At 50.7% G+C, this 20,354-nt stretch carries 21 protein-coding genes; 13 read left to right on the top strand and 8 right to left on the bottom strand.

Going from position 1 to position 20,354, the window contains the following annotated elements:
* Positions 1-52: 52 nt before the first annotated feature.
* Positions 53-898 carry an NADPH-dependent 7-cyano-7-deazaguanine reductase QueF gene (gene queF / locus L4D19_RS25950; RefSeq protein ID WP_428454828.1) on the bottom strand — a complete coding sequence of 282 codons (846 nt, stop codon included), beginning with the start codon at positions 896-898 and terminating at the stop codon, positions 53-55.
* Between the two features lie 63 nt (positions 899-961).
* On the opposite strand from queF, the gene syd reads away from it, so the two are divergent.
* A complete protein-coding gene (syd, locus tag L4D19_RS25945) occupies positions 962-1,516 on the top strand; it encodes a SecY-interacting protein (RefSeq protein ID WP_075762702.1) in 555 nt (184 codons plus the stop codon).
* Between the two features lie 3 nt (positions 1,517-1,519).
* On the top strand, positions 1,520-2,293 hold the full coding sequence (locus L4D19_RS25940) for a Zn-ribbon-containing protein (protein WP_428454827.1): 774 nt from the start codon (positions 1,520-1,522) through the stop codon (positions 2,291-2,293).
* An 84-nt stretch (positions 2,294-2,377) separates the two neighbouring features.
* On the opposite strand, the gene L4D19_RS25935 is transcribed toward L4D19_RS25940, so the two are convergent.
* The 4 genes from L4D19_RS25935 to L4D19_RS25920 all read right to left on the bottom strand — a co-directional run bounded on the left by L4D19_RS25935 (position 2,378) and on the right by L4D19_RS25920 (position 6,457).
* Positions 2,378-2,650, bottom strand: coding sequence for a hypothetical protein (locus L4D19_RS25935; protein ID WP_428454826.1), 273 nt, complete (start codon positions 2,648-2,650; stop codon positions 2,378-2,380).
* A 30-nt stretch (positions 2,651-2,680) separates the two neighbouring features.
* Entirely contained in the window at positions 2,681-2,911 is a 231-nt protein-coding gene (locus tag L4D19_RS25930) for a DUF2789 domain-containing protein (RefSeq protein WP_075762705.1), read from the bottom strand.
* Between the two features lie 2,167 nt (positions 2,912-5,078).
* Entirely contained in the window at positions 5,079-5,381 is a 303-nt protein-coding gene (locus tag L4D19_RS25925) for a DUF3301 domain-containing protein (RefSeq protein WP_075762706.1), read from the bottom strand.
* A gap of 32 nt (positions 5,382-5,413) precedes the next feature.
* Positions 5,414-6,457: a DUF3549 family protein gene (locus tag L4D19_RS25920; RefSeq protein ID WP_428454846.1), complete on the bottom strand. Its 1,044-nt coding sequence runs from the start codon at positions 6,455-6,457 to the stop codon at positions 5,414-5,416.
* 150 nt (positions 6,458-6,607) lie between these two features.
* Between L4D19_RS25920 and L4D19_RS25915 the strand changes: the two genes are divergently transcribed.
* The 3 genes from L4D19_RS25915 (at position 6,608) to L4D19_RS25905 (ending at position 8,242) form a co-directional block, all read left to right on the top strand.
* Positions 6,608-6,928 (top strand): YqcC family protein, encoded by a 321-nt coding sequence (locus tag L4D19_RS25915; RefSeq protein ID WP_428454825.1) that lies wholly within the window; start codon positions 6,608-6,610, stop codon positions 6,926-6,928.
* Positions 6,929-6,931: 3 nt separating this feature from the next.
* Complete coding sequence (gene truC / locus L4D19_RS25910) at positions 6,932-7,672, top strand: tRNA pseudouridine(65) synthase TruC (protein WP_428454824.1); 741 nt, start codon at positions 6,932-6,934, stop codon at positions 7,670-7,672.
* Between the two features lie 90 nt (positions 7,673-7,762).
* Positions 7,763-8,242: a flavodoxin gene (locus L4D19_RS25905; RefSeq protein WP_428454823.1), complete on the top strand. Its 480-nt coding sequence runs from the start codon at positions 7,763-7,765 to the stop codon at positions 8,240-8,242.
* A 54-nt stretch (positions 8,243-8,296) separates the two neighbouring features.
* Here L4D19_RS25905 and L4D19_RS25900 read toward each other — a convergent pair whose 3' ends face one another.
* The 3 genes from L4D19_RS25900 to map all read right to left on the bottom strand — a co-directional run bounded on the left by L4D19_RS25900 (position 8,297) and on the right by map (position 12,421).
* Positions 8,297-8,677, bottom strand: a complete 381-nt coding sequence (locus tag L4D19_RS25900; RefSeq protein WP_428454822.1) for a DUF3461 family protein — start codon at positions 8,675-8,677, stop codon at positions 8,297-8,299.
* 144 nt (positions 8,678-8,821) lie between these two features.
* Positions 8,822-11,443 carry a bifunctional uridylyltransferase/uridylyl-removing protein GlnD gene (gene glnD / locus L4D19_RS25895; RefSeq protein WP_428454821.1) on the bottom strand — a complete coding sequence of 874 codons (2,622 nt, stop codon included), beginning with the start codon at positions 11,441-11,443 and terminating at the stop codon, positions 8,822-8,824.
* 102 nt (positions 11,444-11,545) lie between these two features.
* Positions 11,546-12,421 carry a type I methionyl aminopeptidase gene (map, locus tag L4D19_RS25890; protein ID WP_428454820.1) on the bottom strand — a complete coding sequence of 292 codons (876 nt, stop codon included), beginning with the start codon at positions 12,419-12,421 and terminating at the stop codon, positions 11,546-11,548.
* Positions 12,422-12,743: 322 nt separating this feature from the next.
* Between map and rpsB the strand changes: the two genes are divergently transcribed.
* From rpsB to rseP, 8 genes are all read left to right on the top strand, one after another.
* A complete protein-coding gene (rpsB, locus tag L4D19_RS25885; RefSeq protein WP_428454819.1) occupies positions 12,744-13,475 on the top strand; it encodes a 30S ribosomal protein S2 in 732 nt (243 codons plus the stop codon).
* A 114-nt stretch (positions 13,476-13,589) separates the two neighbouring features.
* The gene (gene tsf / locus L4D19_RS25880) at positions 13,590-14,435 is read left to right on the top strand and encodes a translation elongation factor Ts (protein ID WP_428454818.1); all 846 of its coding nucleotides are present in this window, start codon (positions 13,590-13,592) and stop codon (positions 14,433-14,435) included.
* Between the two features lie 92 nt (positions 14,436-14,527).
* Entirely contained in the window at positions 14,528-15,256 is a 729-nt protein-coding gene (gene pyrH / locus L4D19_RS25875; protein WP_239412047.1) for a UMP kinase, read from the top strand.
* 85 nt (positions 15,257-15,341) lie between these two features.
* Positions 15,342-15,899: a ribosome recycling factor gene (gene frr, locus L4D19_RS25870; protein WP_160656447.1), complete on the top strand. Its 558-nt coding sequence runs from the start codon at positions 15,342-15,344 to the stop codon at positions 15,897-15,899.
* Between the two features lie 82 nt (positions 15,900-15,981).
* Positions 15,982-16,746: an undecaprenyl pyrophosphate synthase gene (gene uppS, locus L4D19_RS25865; protein ID WP_428454817.1), complete on the top strand. Its 765-nt coding sequence runs from the start codon at positions 15,982-15,984 to the stop codon at positions 16,744-16,746.
* Between the two features lie 73 nt (positions 16,747-16,819).
* The gene (locus tag L4D19_RS25860; protein WP_428454816.1) at positions 16,820-17,668 is read left to right on the top strand and encodes a phosphatidate cytidylyltransferase; all 849 of its coding nucleotides are present in this window, start codon (positions 16,820-16,822) and stop codon (positions 17,666-17,668) included.
* A 132-nt stretch (positions 17,669-17,800) separates the two neighbouring features.
* Entirely contained in the window at positions 17,801-18,997 is a 1,197-nt protein-coding gene (gene ispC / locus L4D19_RS25855) for a 1-deoxy-D-xylulose-5-phosphate reductoisomerase (RefSeq protein WP_428454815.1), read from the top strand.
* On the top strand, positions 18,994-20,349 hold the full coding sequence (rseP, locus tag L4D19_RS25850; RefSeq protein WP_428454814.1) for a sigma E protease regulator RseP: 1,356 nt from the start codon (positions 18,994-18,996) through the stop codon (positions 20,347-20,349). Before ispC ends, rseP begins: the two co-directional genes overlap by 4 nt.
* The last annotated feature ends 5 nt before the right edge of the window (positions 20,350-20,354 follow it).

Genomic DNA, 20,354 nt, shown 5'->3' with positions numbered 1-20,354 from the left:
TCAAGTCCAGCAAAGTACACGTTTTTGCTGGACTTATTATATCTAGGCGGGGTTACTGTCGAGCGAGGCGGAAGTTGTTGCTCGGCGTTTTGCCCTGGTTGGTGCGGTATGGGTTGATATCCAGACCGCCGCGACGGGTATAGCGAGCGTAAACCGTCAGTAGCTCCGGCTGGCAGTATTTCATCAGGTCGGTGAAGATACGCTCGACGCACTGCTCGTGAAATTCGTTATGGTTACGGAAAGAGATCAGGTAACGAAGTAGCTTTTCGCGATTGATCTTTTTGCCCTTGTACGAAATTCTCACGCTACCCCAGTCTGGCTGGCTGGTGATCAGGCAGTTGGACTTGAGCAGGTGGCTGTTCAGCTCTTCGCTGATAATGTCGCCCTCGGCAGCGCCTTCCAGATAGTCTGGATTGAACTCGTAGTCGGCAATCTCGATATCCTGGTTATCGATACACTCACCGGTAAAGTTGACAATCGGCTGGTTGTTGAAGTCTTCCAGCGGCTGGATCGTGACATCGACGTCGGCACCGGCGCAGGCGGTAAGATCTTTTTGCAGAGTATCTGCGATGTCTTGCCAGCTGGCAAATCGGGTCTGGTTGAAGCTATTGAGGTAGAGCTTGAATGATTTGGACTCGATTAGGTTCGGGCTGGATGCCGGAAGGCGGACTTCACCGATAGCGACTTGCGGCAAGCCTTTGCTATTGAGCCAGGAGAGCTCATACAGTGTCCAGATGTCATAGCCGGTAAATGGCAGGTTGTCTCCCAGCGCTAAATCGTCGCGGTTTAGGCTTCGTGGTACCGGCTGAAGTAACGATGGGTCATACTGATCTTTGTACTCGGTGCTCTGACCGAGTGTTAAGCCTGCTAATTCTTTAGCGTCTTTATATTTGCTCATACTGTCCTGGACACACTTGGATTAGAATATGCGAAGTGTACTTAATCTTTAATGAGGTTGCGAATGAATCATCCTGTTGCGGTCGCTTTATCTGACTTTTCGTCCCGTTTTTTACAGGCTTGGCGTGATGCCGGTCAAGGTTTTCCCCGGAGCGAGGATTTGGTAGGGCTGGAATCGCCATGTGTTGAAACCGATTCTGGTTATGAAGTGACCTGGAAACCTGTCGCGCGCGAGCCGATGGGGGACCTCTCCGGGGTAGAAAAAGGGATCGAGCTTCGCCTCCATGAAGATATCAGTGTTTTTTACGGCGCACAGTTCAGCGGCGACATGGCGGCACGGTTTCGCGAGCTGGAGTTTGACCTGTTACAGGTATTTAGCGAAGACGACAGCCTGCGCTTGCAGGAGAATATTCTGGGCCATCTGGTTATGCAGCGCCGCCTGAAACTCAAACCGACGGTCTTTATCGGTGCGCTGGAGGCAGAGGAACAGGTGATCTCTATCTGCAACCTGACCGGACAGGTGATTTTGGAAACCCTGGGCAAGACGACTCGTGATGTATTGGCGGCAGATGTCGAAACCTTCCTGCAGCAGTTAGAACCGGTTGTAAGAGAGTGCTGATTTATGTTCGTTGTTGAGTTGCAATTCGAGTGTTTTGACAATACGACCGTCTCTGCGGTGGATATGGCGGTGAATGGCCTGCTGGATGCCCTGCGCTACAACGGTCAGGTATTGGGACGTGAATTCCCTATTGTGATGGATGAGGGGGTGTTTCGGGTACGTGTCGTCTGTCCGGAGCAAGATAGCCTGCATCCCCAGTTCCACAGTGACCATGTGAAGGCCTGTATTAAACGTCTGAGCCAGGCCAGCTTGCTTGCACCCAAAGTCAAAGTACTGGGACGGGATATAAACTCCGAAGCTGCTGCTGAGAATTTCGCACCATCCTGGCAGGTTATTTATACAACCTATGTTCATACTTGCTCGCCGCTTCGATGTGGTGAAACCCTGATGCCGATCCCGCTGTATCGGATAGCTCCGACACTCAACGGCGATCATAAAGCCGTAGTGAAGTGGCAGACTGAATGGCAGGCCTGCGACGAAATTCAAATGGCCGGTGGTTGCCAGGCTGAACATGCTGCGTTGCATGAGATCCGTGATGTTGACAGTGACTTGTTCAGACGCGGGTGGGATTTGCGTGGCCGTATTGAATATATAACCAAGATCCCGACTTACTACTATCAATATCAAGTTGGCGGACTGAGCCTGAATGACGAGAAAACGCGCCTGTGCCCGAAATGTGGCGGGGAGTGGCATCTTGAAGAGCCCCTGCACGGGATTTTTCATTTTAAATGCGATGAATGCCGAATCGTCTCCAACCTTTCCTGGGACTTTCAATAAGCGCGAAGGCGTATAACAAAGTCAGGGCATTGAATGTGCCCTGACTTTAGGTTGATGATTCTTGCAATGTTGAAAGAAGGAAGGCTAGTGCTGTTCCAGTTGCTCGATTCTTGTCGTCAGAGCCGCGACCTGCTCTTCCAACTGCTTGATACGTTCCTCCTGGCTTAAAGGGGGAACGCTTTTTTCTATCTTGGGAACTTTGGCATTTTTCTTCCAGGCTTGCAGCGCCTTGATAATGAGCGGCATGGGTAACGGCTCGGCAAGGCGAGATTTGATCAGGGCCACTGACGGTTCTTTTCCTTCGGCGATCAGTGACTCGATAGCTTGTTCCAGGGCCTGGGTAATTTCTGACGACATAACGCTTCCTGACGTTGTTGATACTGATGCCTATTTTCGTAGCAAAGCATCCAACTGATCAATCACTTCGCACCAATCCGCATCCTGATCCTGGGATTCTTTGATAAAACGTTTTTGAGATGGCTGCCAGAAGCTGGCTTCTGAGAGCTGCTCGTGTTGGTCGAGGTGGTGCTCGTTTAGAAAAGACTCAATAAACTCCTTGGAACTGTTCATACCCAGTTGGCTGAAGAGGCTAGACAGGTTGTGGTTAAAGGTTTCCATCGCTCACTCCGTCGAAAATAATGTTATTGATCGTTGACGCCCACTTACTTGAGATAAGTATAGAGAATATTTTCCTTATTATATCTGCTGTGCTTGTGCGAGATCTCTTACAAAGGCGTAGGAGATACGTGAGATATGGTGGTGGTAATATTGCAGTGTGTTTTCATAAGTTAATGTTTTATTTGAATTATTTGTTTTGTGACTGTATTGGGGGAAAGTTCGGGCATCGATCATTTCGCTGATACGGCGTTGTTCTGCGGTGAGGAAAGCGTAATATAAACCCTGTCGGAAGGAACTGACGGAACGGAACAGGAAAAAAGCCAAGGAGTTTGGCAGTCTCAGGAAGAGACCGGTGTATCAGGATGATATATCGAACAAGGACTGTGAAGGGAACGCCGAAGGAATCGGTAACAGCAGGCAGGATGTTTGCTGGTCAGGATGACACAAGGACCACTTCAGGATGAAGTCAGGGACACCTCCAGGATGGATGAAGAGAGTCGGGACAGGATGTGCTGACGGGTCAGGAGACCGAAGGACAACTTCAGGACGAAGAATACAAGGAATATGCTGACGGATTACAGCAATTCAACGGAATGATGCAGGGAGCACCATAGTAGCGGGAATGCTGCAAGTAAGACCTAAGGGCGCGACGCAAGTCGCGCCCGCTCTTTTTTTGGGGATCGGCACTGCCCATTATCATATCTTCTGTCGCTATCCGCTGAACCATTTTTCCATCGAACACTCTCATCTCTTATTGAGCTATCTCGCAATATTCGTCTTATTTTTATCGTGAATGATAGATTCATAGATAATTAATTTGTTTATGGCTTGCTGGGTAAATTTTTCTACCAATGAAATCTTTAGCTGGATATGCCCTACTGTGCTTGTGAGAGATCTCTTACAACGGTGTGGGAAATGGTGGTTTTCGCTGTCCCATATCGCTATGTTAAACATAATAAATTCAAAAAAATCAATTGCTTGTGGTTGTTGCATATCTATCTTGTTTTTTTCAGGTTGAAAGTGTGAATTTCACCATATTGTTTGGCCGTATAAAGCGCGTAATATTGTCTGTGTCGAAGGGATACGACATAACGGATTGAAGAAGTTGCAGGATGTGACTTACCTCAGGATGAGGAGAGCCGGCGCGGATAGCCAGTTCACCAGGATGGTACAGGATACGACAAGGATTGCGACAGTAGACGGGATGTCTGCTGGTCAGGATGACATAAGGACTCCTTCAGGACGAAGTTAGGGACACCTCCAGGTAAGGAAGAGAGAGTCGGAACAGGATGCTTCGACGGGTCAGGGAACTACCGAAGGACACCTCTGGGATAGAGGGTAGGGATTACCGTTAAAGGACATAGCGCTTCCAGGATGGATGCAGGGAGCACCTCAGTAGCAGGACGGCTGCAAGTAAGACCTAAGGGCGTGACGAGAGTCACGCCCGTTCTTTTTTGGGCGCTATATACCCAGCACTATGGTTTCAATCAGCTTCGAGCAGAAGTATCCACGGCTTCTATTTCTGTTATCTCATACTTCATTTCCTGCCGCTTAATCGATTACCTCTATTCCCCCGTCACCGTGTGAGAGATCTCTTACAAAGCTGTGGGATAAAAAGGAGAAATCAGTAGGCTGATAACTCTGCTTCGCTCTTAAGTTTATGATTTGTAAAGATTGTCATGTGGTTGGGGTAAAATCTGATAGTGACGGTCAGAAATATTATTTTCAGCTGTGGTTCATTTCTTAGCGGGTTGGCGTAATCTTAATGGTGTCGGAAGGAACTGACGGAACGGAACAGGAAAAAGCCAAGGAGTTTGGCAGTCTCAGGAAGAGACCGGTGTATCAGGACGGTATATCGAACATGGACTGTGAAGGGAACGCCGAAGGAATCGGTTATAGCAAGCAGGACGTTTGCTAGTCAGGATGACACAAGGACCACTTCAGGACGAAGTCAGGGACACCTCCAGGACGGATGAAGAGAGTCAGGACAGGATGTGCTGATGGGTCAGGAGACCGAAGGACAACTTCAGGACGAAGAATACAAGGAATATGCTGACGGATTACAGCAATTCAACGGAATGATGCAGGGAGCACCGTAGTAGCGGGAATGCTGCAAGTAAGACCTAAGGGCGCGACGCAAGTCGCGCCCGTTCTTTTATTGGGCATTTTATTCCGGCATATGATGCGGCGGAACATGAAAATGCATCGCACGAAAGCCTTTCATCACCACATAGCCTTGGTAGGCATCCTGCCCGCTGGCTGAGAACTCAAACCAGTACACCGTATGCCAGTTCCATTTCCCTTTCTTATCTTTGAGCTTATGTGACCCCCTGGCAATAGTGAGTAACTGCAGCCCCAGGTTTTCGCACCGCTGTTCGATAAAACGCTGGGCGAACTCTGTCTGGCGACGTTGTTGCCAGTACAGATATCCAAATAAAGCCAGCGTCAAAATACCCAGTAAGTTATCCATTTCCTACTTATTCCTGTTAGTACATATCCTGATCACGCTTGCCCACGGGCATGCTGTTGTAGCTTGGCAATGGCTGCGACCAAAGCGGGATTTGCCTGGCCGTGCAGAACCTGGAGCATGATCCCCCGCAGTACCGGCAGCATTACCAAGTCGGCAAACAACTGGTTAAACAAGGTCTGGTCCTCTGTTTCTGCCAGTCGCTGTAAAAATAGGCTGGCAATCTCGGTATCTGCGAGGCCATTCCAGCAGCGACCGGAGATGGCTACCAGGATCTCAGGGTGGCACAGCGCTGGTGCGGCAAGCAGATGTTTTAGCTGCTGGCTAAGCAGGGCACTGTCGCTGCCGGAAAGCGCGCGGATCAGTGCAGCGATCAGAAACAGATCCGGTTCGGGCTGAGTGGTTTCGCCATCAAGGCGCTCGATAATTCGCTGGCTGAGACTCTCAGGGAGATCACAATGCTCTAGACAGCCAAGCAAGGCGTAAAGAGGTGTCATTGGCAGGTTTGCCAGCGCCTTGCGTAGCTGGGTACTGTTATTTTCCTGTTTCATGCGGGCGCAAACGTCTGCCAGCCCCTGCAGGCCAACACCTTGCCATTGCTCCCAACCGAGATCGCCGGTCAGGTAATGCTGGGCATGTTCGTAATACTGGCTGGCCGGCAATGCAAGCTGATGACGCAGATGCGCATGGAAGATGGCCATTTTGTCGTCATTGGGCTTGAAGGTGTATGGATTGGCCGCCAGTTTTTCCTGCTCTTCTTCGGTCGGCGTGCTGTTTAGTGTCGCCCCCATTGCCTCGATGACATATTTGATAAAGTCCCCTACGGCAGCCTGTTTCAGTAAGCCTCTTTCATCAAGCGGCAGGCGCAGGAACCAAATCCACGGCGGGTTGCCTTGCTGCCAGAACGAAATGGACAGATGAGCATGCTGCTGCAGTGGCCATGGATAGGGTTGGCGGTTATCTTCGACGGCCTTAAATTGATTGATATCGATTTCGCTGACGCGACGGCCAAGATCATAGATTTTATACTGGCAGCCAGCATTATCCAGTAGTTGGGTCAGGGTATGAAATTTATCCATGGACATCATGTTTACTCCTCAATGGTGCCCTGATTATATACCGAAGCGCCCTCAAGATGCTTGGGTATATGGACTCCGAAATTTAGATGGTATCCTTGCCCGCTTCATTGTTCCGTTTGGGATAGGCAGTTTCTTCGAGGGAGGATAGCGATGGACAGATACCATCAGACCCAACAATTGCTGGAGCGGCTTGAAAGCGTCATGCGGGAGGCGGGGGGTTGGGAGAGCAACTCTCCGGACGCCGCGGCATTGGCCAGTACCGAACCTTTTGCCATTGATACGCTGAGCTGCAGCCAATGGCTGCAGTGGATTTTTATTCCCAGAATGAAACAGCTGGTGGCGCAGAATGCAGCACTACCGACACAGTTTGAAATTTCCCCTTATGTGGAAGAGGCCATGAAGGATCAGCAGGGCAGCATGGCTGTACTGACTGTTACCCGTGAATTAGACCACCTGTTCAGAGCAAAATAACCGATGGAATTAGAAATACTTTATCAGGACCAGTACTTGGTTGCGGTCAACAAACCTGCCGGGATGCTGGTGCATCGCTCGTGGCTTGACCGCCATGAAACACGGTTTGTCATGCAGACATTGCGAGATCAGATCGGTCAGCATGTCTTCCCGCTCCATCGTCTGGACCGCCCGACATCAGGTGTACTTTTGTTTGCGCTGTCAAGCGAGATCGCCGCGCTGATGATGCCAAAATTTGCCGGACGAGATATTCACAAAACCTATCATGCGGTTGTACGCGGCTGGGTGAAGGAAGCTGCCGTGCTGGATTACCCGCTGAAGGAAGAGCTGGATAAGATTGCCGACAAGGATGCGGATCAGGACAAGGAAGCCCAGCCAGCTGTTACCGCCTATGCTCCCTTGGCGAAGGTTGAAACAGATATTCCTGTCGGCCGCTATGCGACCAGTCGTTATACCTTGGTTGAAATGAAGCCGGAGACTGGACGTAAGCACCAGCTGCGCCGCCATATGCACCACCTGAGTCATCATATCATCGGAGACGTTAATCATGGCGATGGCCGCCATAACCGGATGTTCCGTGAAAATTATGATTGTCGCCGATTGATGCTGCATGCCTCGAGGCTGCAGCTTGAACACCCGGTCACCGGGGAGCCGCTAGATATTCGGGCCGGTACCGACGAGGCCTGGAACCGAGTAATGACTGCCTTTGAATGGCCTGTGAGCTTGATGGAAGTCAATGCCTAAACGAGAAAGGTGATGGACTAAATCGCGGAATGAGCACGTTTTATTTGCATCCGGCCAGTCAAGCAGCCACATTAGTTGAATGAAGGGCAAATGGCAGCGAGGCAGGAAGCGATGGCAAAGGTAGGTGTTTTTGTTGGATCTGTGTACGGAGGCGCAGAGGACGTCGCCCAGGAAGTTGTCGGGCAGTTAATCGCCAAGGGACATGCTGCACAGCTGTTTCTTGATCCGCTGATCGAGGATTTTCTGGAGTATCAGAATGATGTGGCCTTGGTGATCACCTCCACGACCGGGCAGGGTGAAATACCGGACAACCTGTTGCCGCTCTATCTCGCCCTCAATGAGCAGTTTCCGCTGCTGCCGGGGCTGGAATACGGCGTTATTTCGATGGGGGACTCGAGCTACGGCGAGGAGCGCTATTGCGGTGCCGGGCGACAGTTTGATGAGTTGCTAGCTCAGCTTCAGGCCAAGTCTGTCAATGAGCGCCTGGATATTGATGCCTGCGTTAGCTTTGACGCCCTCGAGGCTGCGATACCCTGGCTGACGCAGTTCGCCCAGCGAATCACTGAATGATATTTATCTTTCTTTTGTGGCACTCCTGAACACCATCAGGAGTGCAGCTTCGGGTTATTTTAATTTTTCCAGATCAGCTTCGATTTCGGCAATCTTGTGGGTGACGACCTGCTCAAGGTGCCTCAAATCTTTCAGTATTTTCTTCTTAACATCCACATCCGTATGCTTTCGTTTGGTCAGCTGATCAAGCTCATCAATAACGAAAGTCAGGTTACGGTTGATTTCGGTCACTTCTTTATATTCCCGGTTACCGCTATTCACGACCACGGATTTGCGCTGGCGCGGGAACTTGAATTTGACACTTTTGGCAAAGAGTTCGCCTTTTTGCTTGGCAAAGTACACTTTGAGGATATCGTTGGTGGCTTCTTGGCGCAGGCTGTAACGCTCGATAGTTTCCGGGTTTTCGATACCGATACTGGTGAGGTTTGGATACATAGGGGCCTCATTATGATGGACTGCTTCGGTATCAATGTAGCAACTACCGACGGCAGCGTCTTGATGTAGCACTTAATGTGTGGGCGAGATCGAGATTCCCCCGAGCCTCTTGGTCAGTGGTTCGGGGGAGGACGGTATTATCGCTTATTTTACCGCATCAAGGCGGGCGATAAGGGCATCCTTAAGCTGCTGCTGTTGCTCTTCGGTCAGCTGGGCACCGTCTTCGTTGACCAGAATAAAGAAGTCTTCGGCCCTCTCGCCAATGGTGGTGATTTTTGCAGCCTGCAAGCTGACTTTCTGCCGGGCAAAGACCGAGCCGACACGGGCAAGCAGTCCCGGCATGTCCAGGGCAACCAGCTCCATCATGGTTTTCTTGCCGGTTTTGGTCGGCAGGAAGTCGACTTTGGTTTTGACATTGAAATGAAGCAATTTGCGCGGTGCCCGTTTTTTCTTGCGCTCCGACTTCATATGGGTCAAGGCGCTCACCAGTGCCCGGCGAACGGTATTATGGCGGTTCTCGCTCAGCGCCTTGCCGGTCGGATCCAGCACCATAAAGGTATCCAGCGCATAGCCATCTTTGCTGTTCATGATCTGGGCGTCATGGACGCTGAGGTTCTTCTTGTCCAGCTCCGAGACCACAATCGCAAACAGTTTGGCTTTGTCCTTGCTGTAGACAAACACCTCGGTTCCGCCGCGGGTGGCTTTCTTGCTCAGCAAGATCAGCGGCTTGTCATGATCTTCATGTTTGAGGATTGCCTCGGCGTGCCAGGCTATCTGTTTATGGGTATGGCGCAGGAAGTAGTCGGCCTTGAAGCGCTGCCACAAGACTTCGATTTCACGCGGGGTAAAACCGTGGCTGCGCAGAACGGCCGAGGCCATTTGCTGGTTATGGCGGATCCGCTCGCGGACATCCGGCGGATTTTCCAGCCCGCGGCGCAGGGCTTTTTGCGTCGAGTAATAGAGTTCGGCCAGCAGGGTGCGTTTCCAGCTATTCCACAGCTCCTGGTTGGTGGCGCAGATATCGGCGACCGTAAGACAGATCAGGTAATCAAGCCGCTCTTCATCCCGCACCTGCATAGCGAAATCGGTAACCACTTCCGGATCATAAATGTCCCGGCGCTGGGCCGTGACGGACATCAGCAGGTGTTTGTTGACCAGCCACTTGACCAGATTTGCCTCGGGGCGGGAAAGGCCGTGCTGGATACAGAATTCATACGCATCGACACCGCCCAGTTCAGAGTGGTCGCCGCCGCGTCCCTTGGCGATATCATGGAAGATCGCCGCCAGGATCAGAATTTCTTTTTTGGCGATCCTTGGGTAGACCTCACAGCAAATCGGGTGACGCTGGCGGTTGTCCGGATCGCTGAACTTGTTGAGATTCTTGAGCAGCCGGACACTGTGCTCGTCGACGGTATAGACATGGAACAGATCAAACTGCATCTGACCGACGATTTGGCTCCACTGGGGCAGGTAAGCTGATAATACCCCGTGTCGGTGCATCAGGCGGAATGCCCGCTGCAGGGCATTGGGCTCTCGGACCAGCTCCATGAATTTTTCCCGGGCTTCGGGAATATCAACCAGGAAGCGATTGAGGCGTCGTCGGGCGGTGCGAAGCTGGCGTAATGTTGGAGCCGCAATGCCCTCTATCTCGGCGTTCCTCGCGACATGCAGACACATATCAAGGATAGTTTCGGGGCGAGCCTGGAACAAAGCCGGTTTGGTTGCTTCGATAAGGTGGCCGCGTAACTGAAAGTCATCGTCCAGCGGGACGGCCTCGGTGACTTGCCCTTTGTTGAGAATAGCCTGATCAAAGAGCTGCAATAACATTTTGTTAAGCTCCGAGACCCGGCGTAGAGTGCGATAGAACTCTTTCATCATCATTTCGACCGGGCGGTTGCCCTCGCCGGTATAGCCGAGTTTTTCGGCTACCGAGGCCTGGTGTTCGAAAGTCAGGCGGTTGTCGTAACGACGTAGCTCGCTGTGCAGGGCGAAGCGAATACGCCACAGCGAGTCCTGGCACTCGACCAGCTCACGGTATTCGGCATCGGTCAGGAAGCCAAAACGGCTCATTTCCAGCAGGCTGGTGGCACCAAAATGGCGCCGGGCGACCCAGCTCAGGGTGTGGATATCTCGCAGCCCGCCAGGGCTGGACTTGATGTCCGGCTCGAGGTTATAGGTCGTATCGTGGTAGCGGGCATGGCGAACCTTCTGTTCCTCCAGCTTGGCCTGGTAAAACTCCTCGCTGGGCCAGAACTTCCCCGAGTTGACTTGTTCTTCCAGGCACTGGAACGTATCGGGATTGCCGCATAGCAGGCGCGATTCCTGCAGATTGGTCGCCACGGTCAGATCTTCAAGGCCAATCTCGAGGCAGTCGTCAAGGGTACGGACACTGTGGCCGACCTCGAGCTTCAGATCCCACAGAAAGGTGAGGAACTCACTGACTGTCTTGCCGGTCGGCTCATCCAGCAGCTGGTCGCTGAGCAGCAAGATATCCACGTCGGAAAGCGGGTGAAGCTCGCCGCGGCCATAGCCGCCCACGGCAATCAGTGCCAGCTCGTTGTGCTTGTCGAGACCGAAGTGTTGCCATAACCGCTGTAGCAGGGTATCGATAAAACCCGCACGGGCTTCGACCAGTTCGGTGACCGGTGTGCGGTTGGCAAATTGCTGCTTTTGCTGTTCGGTAAACTGTTCCAGTACACTGCGCAGGGCTTCTTGTGAGAGAGGCTCTGGGGAGAGCTGCTCCGAGGCTGAGAAAGTATCTGTCATCGCATTCCGTGCCATGTTGTGAATCGGTATGGGTATTACTATAACTGTACAGGAATAAATAGGAAGGTATAAAAAAGCCGACCTATTGGTCGGCTCAGAGGATTAGTTGCGCATTTGGCGAGGAATGCTTTCCCCTGCGCGCAGGGTCAGGACCTCACACCCTGTCTCCGTGACGACGATAGTGTGTTCGTACTGGGCCGACTTCTTGCCGTCACCGGTATATACCGTCCAGTCATCAGCGGCATCAACGGTACAACCGAATTTGCCGGCATTGATCATAGGCTCGATAGTAAAGCACATACCTGCTTTTAGCACCGTACGGTCGCCATTGCGGTAGTGGACCACCTGAGGTTCTTCGTGGAAGTCACTGCCGATACCGTGGCCGCAGAAGTCTTTAACAATAGAGTACTTGTTTAAAGGGTTCTTCTTGTTGTTGTCCTTGATGAACTTCTCAATCGCAGTACCGATATCACCGACGCGAGCACCTGGCTTCACTTTGCGCATACCGACGTAAAGAGCGTCCTGGGTAACGCGACACAGGCGTTTATCAGCTGGCGTGACATCACCGACCAGGAACATCTTTGACGTGTCCCCGTGGTAGCCTTTCGGGCGTACGCTCAGATCAGCATTTTCGTCGTTCGGTACAATAACCGTGATATCGACGTTGATGATGTCGCCATTCTTGAGCACTGCGGGTTTAACCTGGCCGTTGCTACCGATCTCATCTTGGCTGGCCGGGATGCCGTGGCAAACGATGTGGTTGATCGAGGTACAGATAGATTTTGGAAAACCGTGGTAATCAAGCGGGGCCGAGTAGGCACCTTTTTCCAACGCATAATCATGACAGATCTGGTTTAGCTCTTCTGTCGTCACACCTTCTTTGATGTGAGGTTCGATCATTTCCAGCACATCCGCAGCCAAACGGCCAGCGACGCGCATTTTTTCAATTTCATCAGCCGTTTTGATCTTGATGCTCATCCAATCTTCTCTACATTGACTGTTTTCTATTGGATATATGGTAACAGTGAGGACGCTGGATGGAAACCAAGTTTGGTGGCCTCAACTATAATTAGGCTAGATTTTGGTTGGTAAAATATGGTATAAAGCGCGCCGTAATTAGCTAACTTGTGTTTCGACTCTGTTGGTTAAATTGCACTAACTTTTTTTAATCACTCACACATATCGGCACATTCTCCGGGGTGCTCATCAGTCTTTCGCGAGGCTGCAGGTTTGCAGAAATGCAAATCATGGGTCGGTAGAATGGGGTATGTGGACGCCTAACCCCATAGAGGAATATTCAATGGCAACTGTATCAATGCGCGACATGCTTAAGGCTGGTGTTCACTTTGGTCACCAAACTCGTTACTGGAACCCAAAAATGAAGCCATTCATCTTTGGTGCTCGTAACAAGGTACATATCATCAACCTTGAGAAAACTGTACCAATGTTCAACGACGCTCTTGCTGAAATCAACAAGATTTCTGCTCGCAAGGGTAAAGTTCTTTTTGTTGGTACTAAGCGTGCAGCCAGCGAATCAATTAAAGAAGCTGCGATTAACTGTGACCAGTTCTACGTGAACAACCGCTGGTTGGGCGGTATGTTGACTAACTGGAAAACTGTTCGCCAGTCAATCAAGCGTCTAAAAGACCTAGAAGTTCAGTCTACTGACGGTACTTTCGACAAGCTAACCAAAAAAGAAGCGCTAATGCGTACTCGTGAAATGGAGAAGCTTGAGAAGTCACTTGGCGGTATCAAGAACATGGGTGGCCTTCCAGACGCAATGTTCGTAATCGATGCTGATCACGAGCACATTGCTATTAAAGAAGCGAACAACCTGGGTATCCCAGTATTTGCAGTAGTAGATACTAACTCTAACCCAGACGGCGTTGACTTCGTTGTTCCTGGTAACGATGATGCAATCCGTTCTATTCAGCTTTACACTGGTGCTGTAGCACAAACTGTAACTGAAGCTCGTAACCAAGACATCGTTGTTCAAGCTGAGCAAGATGGTTTCGTAGCTGAAGCTGAATAATAGCCAGCTCCTTTAGAGCATCTTAAGTTACCTTGTGTAAGCTAAGTATGGTTACCAGGGGCCTATATCGGCCCCTGATTTTTATACCAAGTATTCAAAACTGAGGATATAACAATGGCAACAGTTACAGCTGCCCTAGTTAAAGAACTGCGTGAACGTACTGGCGCAGGCATGATGGAATGTAAAAAAGCGCTTGTTGAAGCGAACGCTGACATTGAGCTAGCGATCGAAAACATGCGTAAGAGCGGTGCGGCTAAGGCTGCTAAAAAAGCAGGTAACGTTGCTGCTGAAGGCACGATCTTAATCAAAGACGAAAACGGTGTTGCAGCACTTCTAGAAGTAAACTGCCAGACTGACTTCGTAGCAAAAGATGCTGGCTTCCTAGCATTTGCTAACGAAGTTCTTGACGCTGCACTTGCAGAGCGTCTAGATATCGCTGCTCTTCAAGCGAAGTTTGAAGAAACTCGTATTGCTCTAGTTGCTAAAATCGGTGAGAACATCAGCATCCGTCGTGTTGAGTTCATCGAAGGTGCTAAAGTTGGTTCTTACCGTCACGGCGACCGTATCGGTGTTGTTGTTGCTGGTGAAGCTGACGAAGAAACTATCAAGCACGTTGCAATGCACGTTGCAGCGTCTAAGCCTGAGTTCGTTAACCCAGAAGACGTACCAGCAGACGTAGTTGAGAAAGAAAAAGCAATCCAGGTTGCTATCGCTGTTGAATCTGGCAAGCCTCAAGAGATTGCAGAGAAGATGGTTGTTGGTCGCATGAAGAAGTTCACTGGCGAAGTTTCTCTAACTGGTCAGGCGTTCATCATGGACCCTTCTCAAACTGTTGGCGCAATGCTTAAAGCTAAAGGCGCAACAGTAACTAACTTCATCCGCCTAGAAGTGGGTGAAGGTATCGAGAAAGCTCAAGAAATGAGCTTCGCTGAAGAAGTTGCAGCTGTTCAGAAGGGTTAATCCTTCTTGAAACGAACTCCAAAGACCGTAGCCAAGGCTGCGGTCTTTTTACAACTCCATATCTCTATTTGTAAGCCTGGAAGGTAAACCTAATGACCACAAATCCTAAACCGACTTATCAACGAATTTTGCTGAAACTCAGCGGTGAAGCACTGCAGGGCGACGAAGGTTTTGGTATTGACGCGCAAGTTCTTGACCGTATGGCTCAGGAAATCAAAGAACTTATTGAGCTAGGCGTGCAAGTTGGCCTGGTTATCGGTGGTGGTAATCTCTTCCGTGGTGCTGGCCTTGCAGAAGCCGGTATGAACCGAGTTGTGGGCGATCACATGGGTATGTTGGCGACCGTGATGAATGGCTTGGCGATGCGTGATGCGTTGCACCGTGCCTATGTGAACGCTCGAGTGATGTCTGCTATTCCGCTAAATGGTGTATGTGACAACTACAACTGGGCTGATGCGATCAGCCAGTTGCGTCAGGGTCGCGTGGTGATTTTCTCTGCCGGTACGGGTAACCCGTTCTTTACCACTGACTCTGCAGCTTGTCTGCGCGGTATCGAAATCGAAGCTGACGTGGTACTGAAAGCAACAAAAGTTGACGGTGTATTCACAGATGACCCAGTTAAAAACCCAGAAGCTGTTCTTTATGATAAGCTTGGTTACAATGACGTTCTGGAAAAAGAACTGAAAGTGATGGACTTAGCAGCATTTACACTTGCTCGTGACCACGGCATGCCAATTCGTGTCTTTAACATGAATAAGCCGGGTTCCCTGCGCCGTGTGGTAATGGGCGAGCAAGAAGGCACTTTGATTTCGAACGACTAAGCTTCTAGCGAGTAAGTTCTGTCGACACATTCTGAACGGGAGCGCCGGCGCTCCCGCTTTGACCGAATCATTAAGGGTATTAATCGTGATTGATGAAATTAAACAAGATGCGCAAGAGCGCATGGGCAAAAGCGTTGAAGCGCTGAAAAACCAACTGGCAAAAGTGCGTACTGGCCGTGCTCACCCAAGCCTGCTTGATACTATCTACGTAGAATATTACGGTGCCAACACGCCGCTTAAGCAGCTGGCAAACGTTGTTGCTGAAGATTCCCGTACACTGGCAATCACTGTTTTCGATAAAGAGCTGACGCAGAAAGTCGAAAAAGCAATCATGATGTCTGATCTGGGTCTGAACCCTATGTCTGCGGGTACGGTTATACGTGTTCCTCTTCCACCGTTAACGGAAGAGCGTCGTCGTGACCTGGTTAAGATCGTTCGTGCCGAAGCCGAGCAGGGCCGTGTTGCCGTTCGTAATATCCGTCGTGATGCCAATGCTGATGTTAAAGCACTGCTGAAAGAGAAAGAAATCTCTGAAGATGATGACCGTCGTGCACAGGATGAGATCCAGAAAATCACAGATGCTGCGGTTAAGAACATTGATGCCGTGCTGGAAGTGAAAGAAAAAGAGCTAATGGAAGTATAAGGCCTGACGCGCCTTTATTAGCTTGATGAGACTTGAGGCGCTGTGCGTGCAGCACGGCGCTTTTCTTTTTTGAGGGAGATGTATGGCAGAGCATACAATCGAAAATGCACTTTCTGCTGATAATTTGCCAAAGCATATTGCCGTTATTATGGATGGCAATGGCCGCTGGGCAAAAGCGAAAGGCAAAGCTCGAGTGTTTGGCCATAAGGCCGGCGTAGAAGCCGTACGAAAAACCGTCTCGACGGCAAGTCGCCTCGGTATCAAAGTGGTAACGCTTTTTGCTTTCAGTAGCGAAAACTGGCGTCGTCCTGAAGACGAGGTGTCGTTGCTGATGGAGCTCTTCATGACTGTGCTTGGTCGTGAAGTGAAGCGTCTGCACAAGAACAATATCCGGTTACGGATCATCGGTGATAAGACCCGTTTCAGCCAGCGATTGCAAAAAAAAATCGCCGAGGCTGAGTTGTTGACTGCTGACAATACCGGGATGGTGCTGAATATCGCGGCCAACTACGGTGGCCAGTGGGATATCCTGCAGGCGGCGAAGCGCTTGGTGAACCAAGCGGCCGAGAACGGATTGACGGCGGAAGATATTACCGAGGACATGCTGGTACAAGGTTTGTCGACGTCAGGTTTGCCGGAGGTAGATCTGTTGATTCGTACGAGCGGTGAATGTCGCATCAGTAACTTTATGTTATGGCAGATGGCGTATGCCGAGCTGTACTTTACTGAGCAGCATTGGCCCGATTTTGACGAGCGAAGCCTGGCAGATGCCGTTGCGTGGTATGTGAACCGTGAGCGCCGTTTTGGATGTACCGGCGAGCAGGTGCAGGCTTTATTACAAAAATAGTAGCAATAGACAGACAGCAGCACAGAGATGCTGAGTCGTTACTAACATATAATGAATAACGAGAGGACGCAGCTTGCTTAAGCAACGTATCATTACCGCACTTATCCTCGCGCCGTTAGTAATAGCAGGGATTTTTCTTTTACCTTTCCCTGCTTTTGTTTTCGCTATAGCCGCGATTACCATGGTCGGTTTTTGGGAATGGACACAATTTGTTGATGCGAAATCACGCTTGGGCGCGATGTTAGTACCCGCTATCGCCTTAGGCGCATCAATCTTCTTTATGCCGACGGATGTAGAAAGCCTGTCCGCCCTGGCTCTATCGCATCAGACTATGCTGTTGCTCGGTGGCGTTTGGTGGCTGGGTGCTTCCATGTTAGCCATCACTTACCCTTCTAGTTCTTCGCTCTGGTCTAAAGCTACCTCTTTGAAGTACCTTTTTGGCTTGTTGACCCTGCTCCCTTTCTTCTGGAGTATCTTGATGCTCCGTGCCGTAAACTACGCCGAGTCGCCTTATCACGGCGCCAAGCTGGTGATGCTGGTGTGCTTCCTGGTTTGGGCGGCGGATACCGGGGCTTACTTCTCGGGTAAACGTTTCGGTAAACGCAAGATGGCACCTGCCGTAAGTCCTAACAAGACAATCGAGGGGCTGGTTGGCGGTGCAGTACTGGCAGTGATGGTGACCTGGGGAGGCGCAGCCCTGATGGATATTCCTTTTGTCAGCCTGGGCAGCCTGCTGGTGATTGCGGTGCTGACTGTGATTGCCTCTGTATTGGGTGATCTGGTCGAGAGTATGTTCAAGCGTGCCTCGGGCATCAAAGATAGCGGCAGTATCCTTCCCGGCCACGGTGGCGTGCTTGACCGAATTGATAGTTTGACAGCAGCCCTTCCTATTTTTGCTTTGCTTTACCTCTGGCTAGTATGATGTAGCTGGTTGTTGCTGTGTGGCTAACCGCACAGCAGACTTGTCCAACAGGGCAAACACAAGCTTAGCTGCCCCCTGTTTTACTGAGCAGCCTCCTATGGGCTGCTTTTCACGGCTAAATAAAGTGATTTTATGCGTAAGTTAACGATTCTTGGTGCGACTGGTTCTATCGGAAGTAGTACGTTGGCGGTAGCGGCACAAAACCCGCATTTGTTTGAGGTAGTTGCACTGGCCGCTGGGTCTAATAGCCAAAAAATGGTTGAGCTATGCCAGTGGTGGAAGCCGAAGTATGCCGCAATGGCCTCGGAATCCGCGGCGTCTGAGCTCGCCGTGTTACTGAAACAGCATAATATTCCAACCACAGTACTCGCCGGTATTGAGGGGATGTGCCAGGTGGCTGCCCTTGACGAGGTTGATACGGTAATGGCGGCAATTGTCGGTGCAGCCGGGCTGCTGCCGACGATGGCCGGTGTAAAGGCGGGCAAGCGTATCTTGCTGGCCAACAAGGAAGCCCTGGTTATGTCAGGGCAGATGTTTATCGACGCCTGTCAGCAATACGGGGCAGAGCTGTTGCCGGTCGACAGCGAGCATAATGCCATTTTTCAGAGCCTGCCTGCCGAGATCCAGCGTGCAATGGGGCATTGCGATCTGGCCAAACACGGGGTCAGTAAAATTTTGCTAACCGGCTCCGGTGGCCCTTTCCGCTATACCGATGTCTCGGAACTCGAGGCGGTAACCCCTGCCATGGCGATTGCCCACCCTAACTGGTCGATGGGCCCTAAAATCTCCGTTGACTCGGCTACCATGATGAATAAGGGGCTGGAATATATTGAGGCTCGCTGGCTATTCAATGCCTCCCGTGAGCAGATGGACGTGATCATCCACCCGCAGTCTGTCATTCACTCTATGGTTCAGTATCAGGATGGGTCTGTGCTGGCGCAAATGGGGCTGCCTGATATGAGAACGCCTATTGCCTGTGCAATGTCCTATCCTGAAAGAGTAGAGGCAGGTGTAGCGCCGTTGGACTTTAGCAAAGTCGGCGAATTTACCTTCCTGCAACCTGATTTTAAGCGATATCCGTGCCTGAAACTGGCGATGGATGCATGTTATGCCGGACAGGCAGCAACAACGGCGCTGAATGCCGCCAATGAAGAGGCTGTCGCGGCGTTTTTGAATAATCAGCTAAGGTTTACCGATATTGCCAGTGTGAACAGCCAGGTTCTCGATCTGGCGCAAATGCGCGAGCCGGCTGACTTGGAAAGCGTTGTTGAGCTGGATAGAATGGCCCGGACATTAGCACAAGAAGTGATTGGTAAGGTATCTGTATGATGGGTATTTTGTGGAACCTGGGTGCCTTTTTGCTGGCACTGGGGATATTAATTGCGGTCCATGAGTTTGGTCACTTCTGGGTAGCCCGTCGCTGTGGCGTGTTCGTCGAGCGATTTTCGATTGGCTTTGGTAAGTCTCTATGGCGCAAGATCGGCAAGGACGGCACCGAGTATACACTGGCGATGATTCCGCTGGGTGGTTACGTCAAGATGCTGGACGGGCGGGTTGATGATGTGCCCGAAGAGAGAAAGCACCAGGCTTTTAACAACAAGGCGCTATGGCAGCGTAGTGCGATTGTTGCGGCTGGTCCGTTGGCGAACTTTGTTTTTGCGATCTTTGCCTACTGGGTTGTCTACCTTATCGGTGTACCGGCTGTTCGCCCGGTAATTGGTGAAGTGGCTCCGCAATCTATTGCTGCAGAAGCAGGAATTAGCAATGGAATGGAACTAAAATCCATTTCAGGAATCAAAACCGCTGATTGGGAATCCGTTAACATGGCGATGATTTCCCATATCGGTGACCAAGAAATGGTTATTTCTGTCATCGAGCCCGGTACAGAGTATGAAGTGCAGCGTACCTTGGATCTGACTGACTGGTCGTTTGATCCGGAGCAAGAGCGGGTGCTGACATCTTTGGGGATTGCACCTTACTCGCCGGCTATTACTCTTGTTATTTCGCAGCTTGTTGATGATGGCGCAGCAATTACCGCTGGTTTAAGGTTAAATGATGAAATTGTCGCTATCAATGCTGAGCCGATAACGGAGTGGCAGCAGGTTGTTGATGCGATACGCTCACATCCGTTACAGACGCTTGATATCGAAGTGTTGCGAGATGGGGAGCCCGTCAAGTTAACGCTGACGCCAAATGCCAAAGAGCAGCGTGATGGTGAAGTGATAGGTTATGCAGGCTTTGCGCCTAAGGTAGAGCCTTGGCCGGAGTCGTATCGAATTAATTTACAGTTCGGCCCTGTCGAAGCGGTCGGCAAGGCTGCAGAAAAAACCTGGCAACTGGTTACGCTTACCTTTGATATGGTAACCAAGTTGGTAACAGGTGATGTTGCAATTAAAAACCTGAGTGGCCCGATTTCTATCGCCAAGGGGGCCGGGATGACCGCCGATTATGGCGTGGTGTATTTCCTGGGGTTCCTGGCGTTGATCAGTGTGAACTTGGGTATAGTTAATTTGTTGCCGCTGCCAGTATTAGATGGTGGACACTTGATGTTCTTCGCCATTGAAGCGGTAACTCGTCGTCCTGTTTCTGAACGTGTTCAGGATATAGGCTACAGAGTGGGATCAGCCATTTTGGTTGCGTTAATGGCCGTAGCGCTATTCAATGATTTTACCCGCCTTTAATAAGT

The sequence above is a fragment of the Photobacterium kasasachensis genome (assembly GCF_050336885.1).
Lineage (GTDB): Bacteria > Pseudomonadota > Gammaproteobacteria > Enterobacterales > Vibrionaceae > Photobacterium > Photobacterium kasasachensis.
This window is presented reverse-complemented; position numbering and strand designations above follow the sequence as displayed.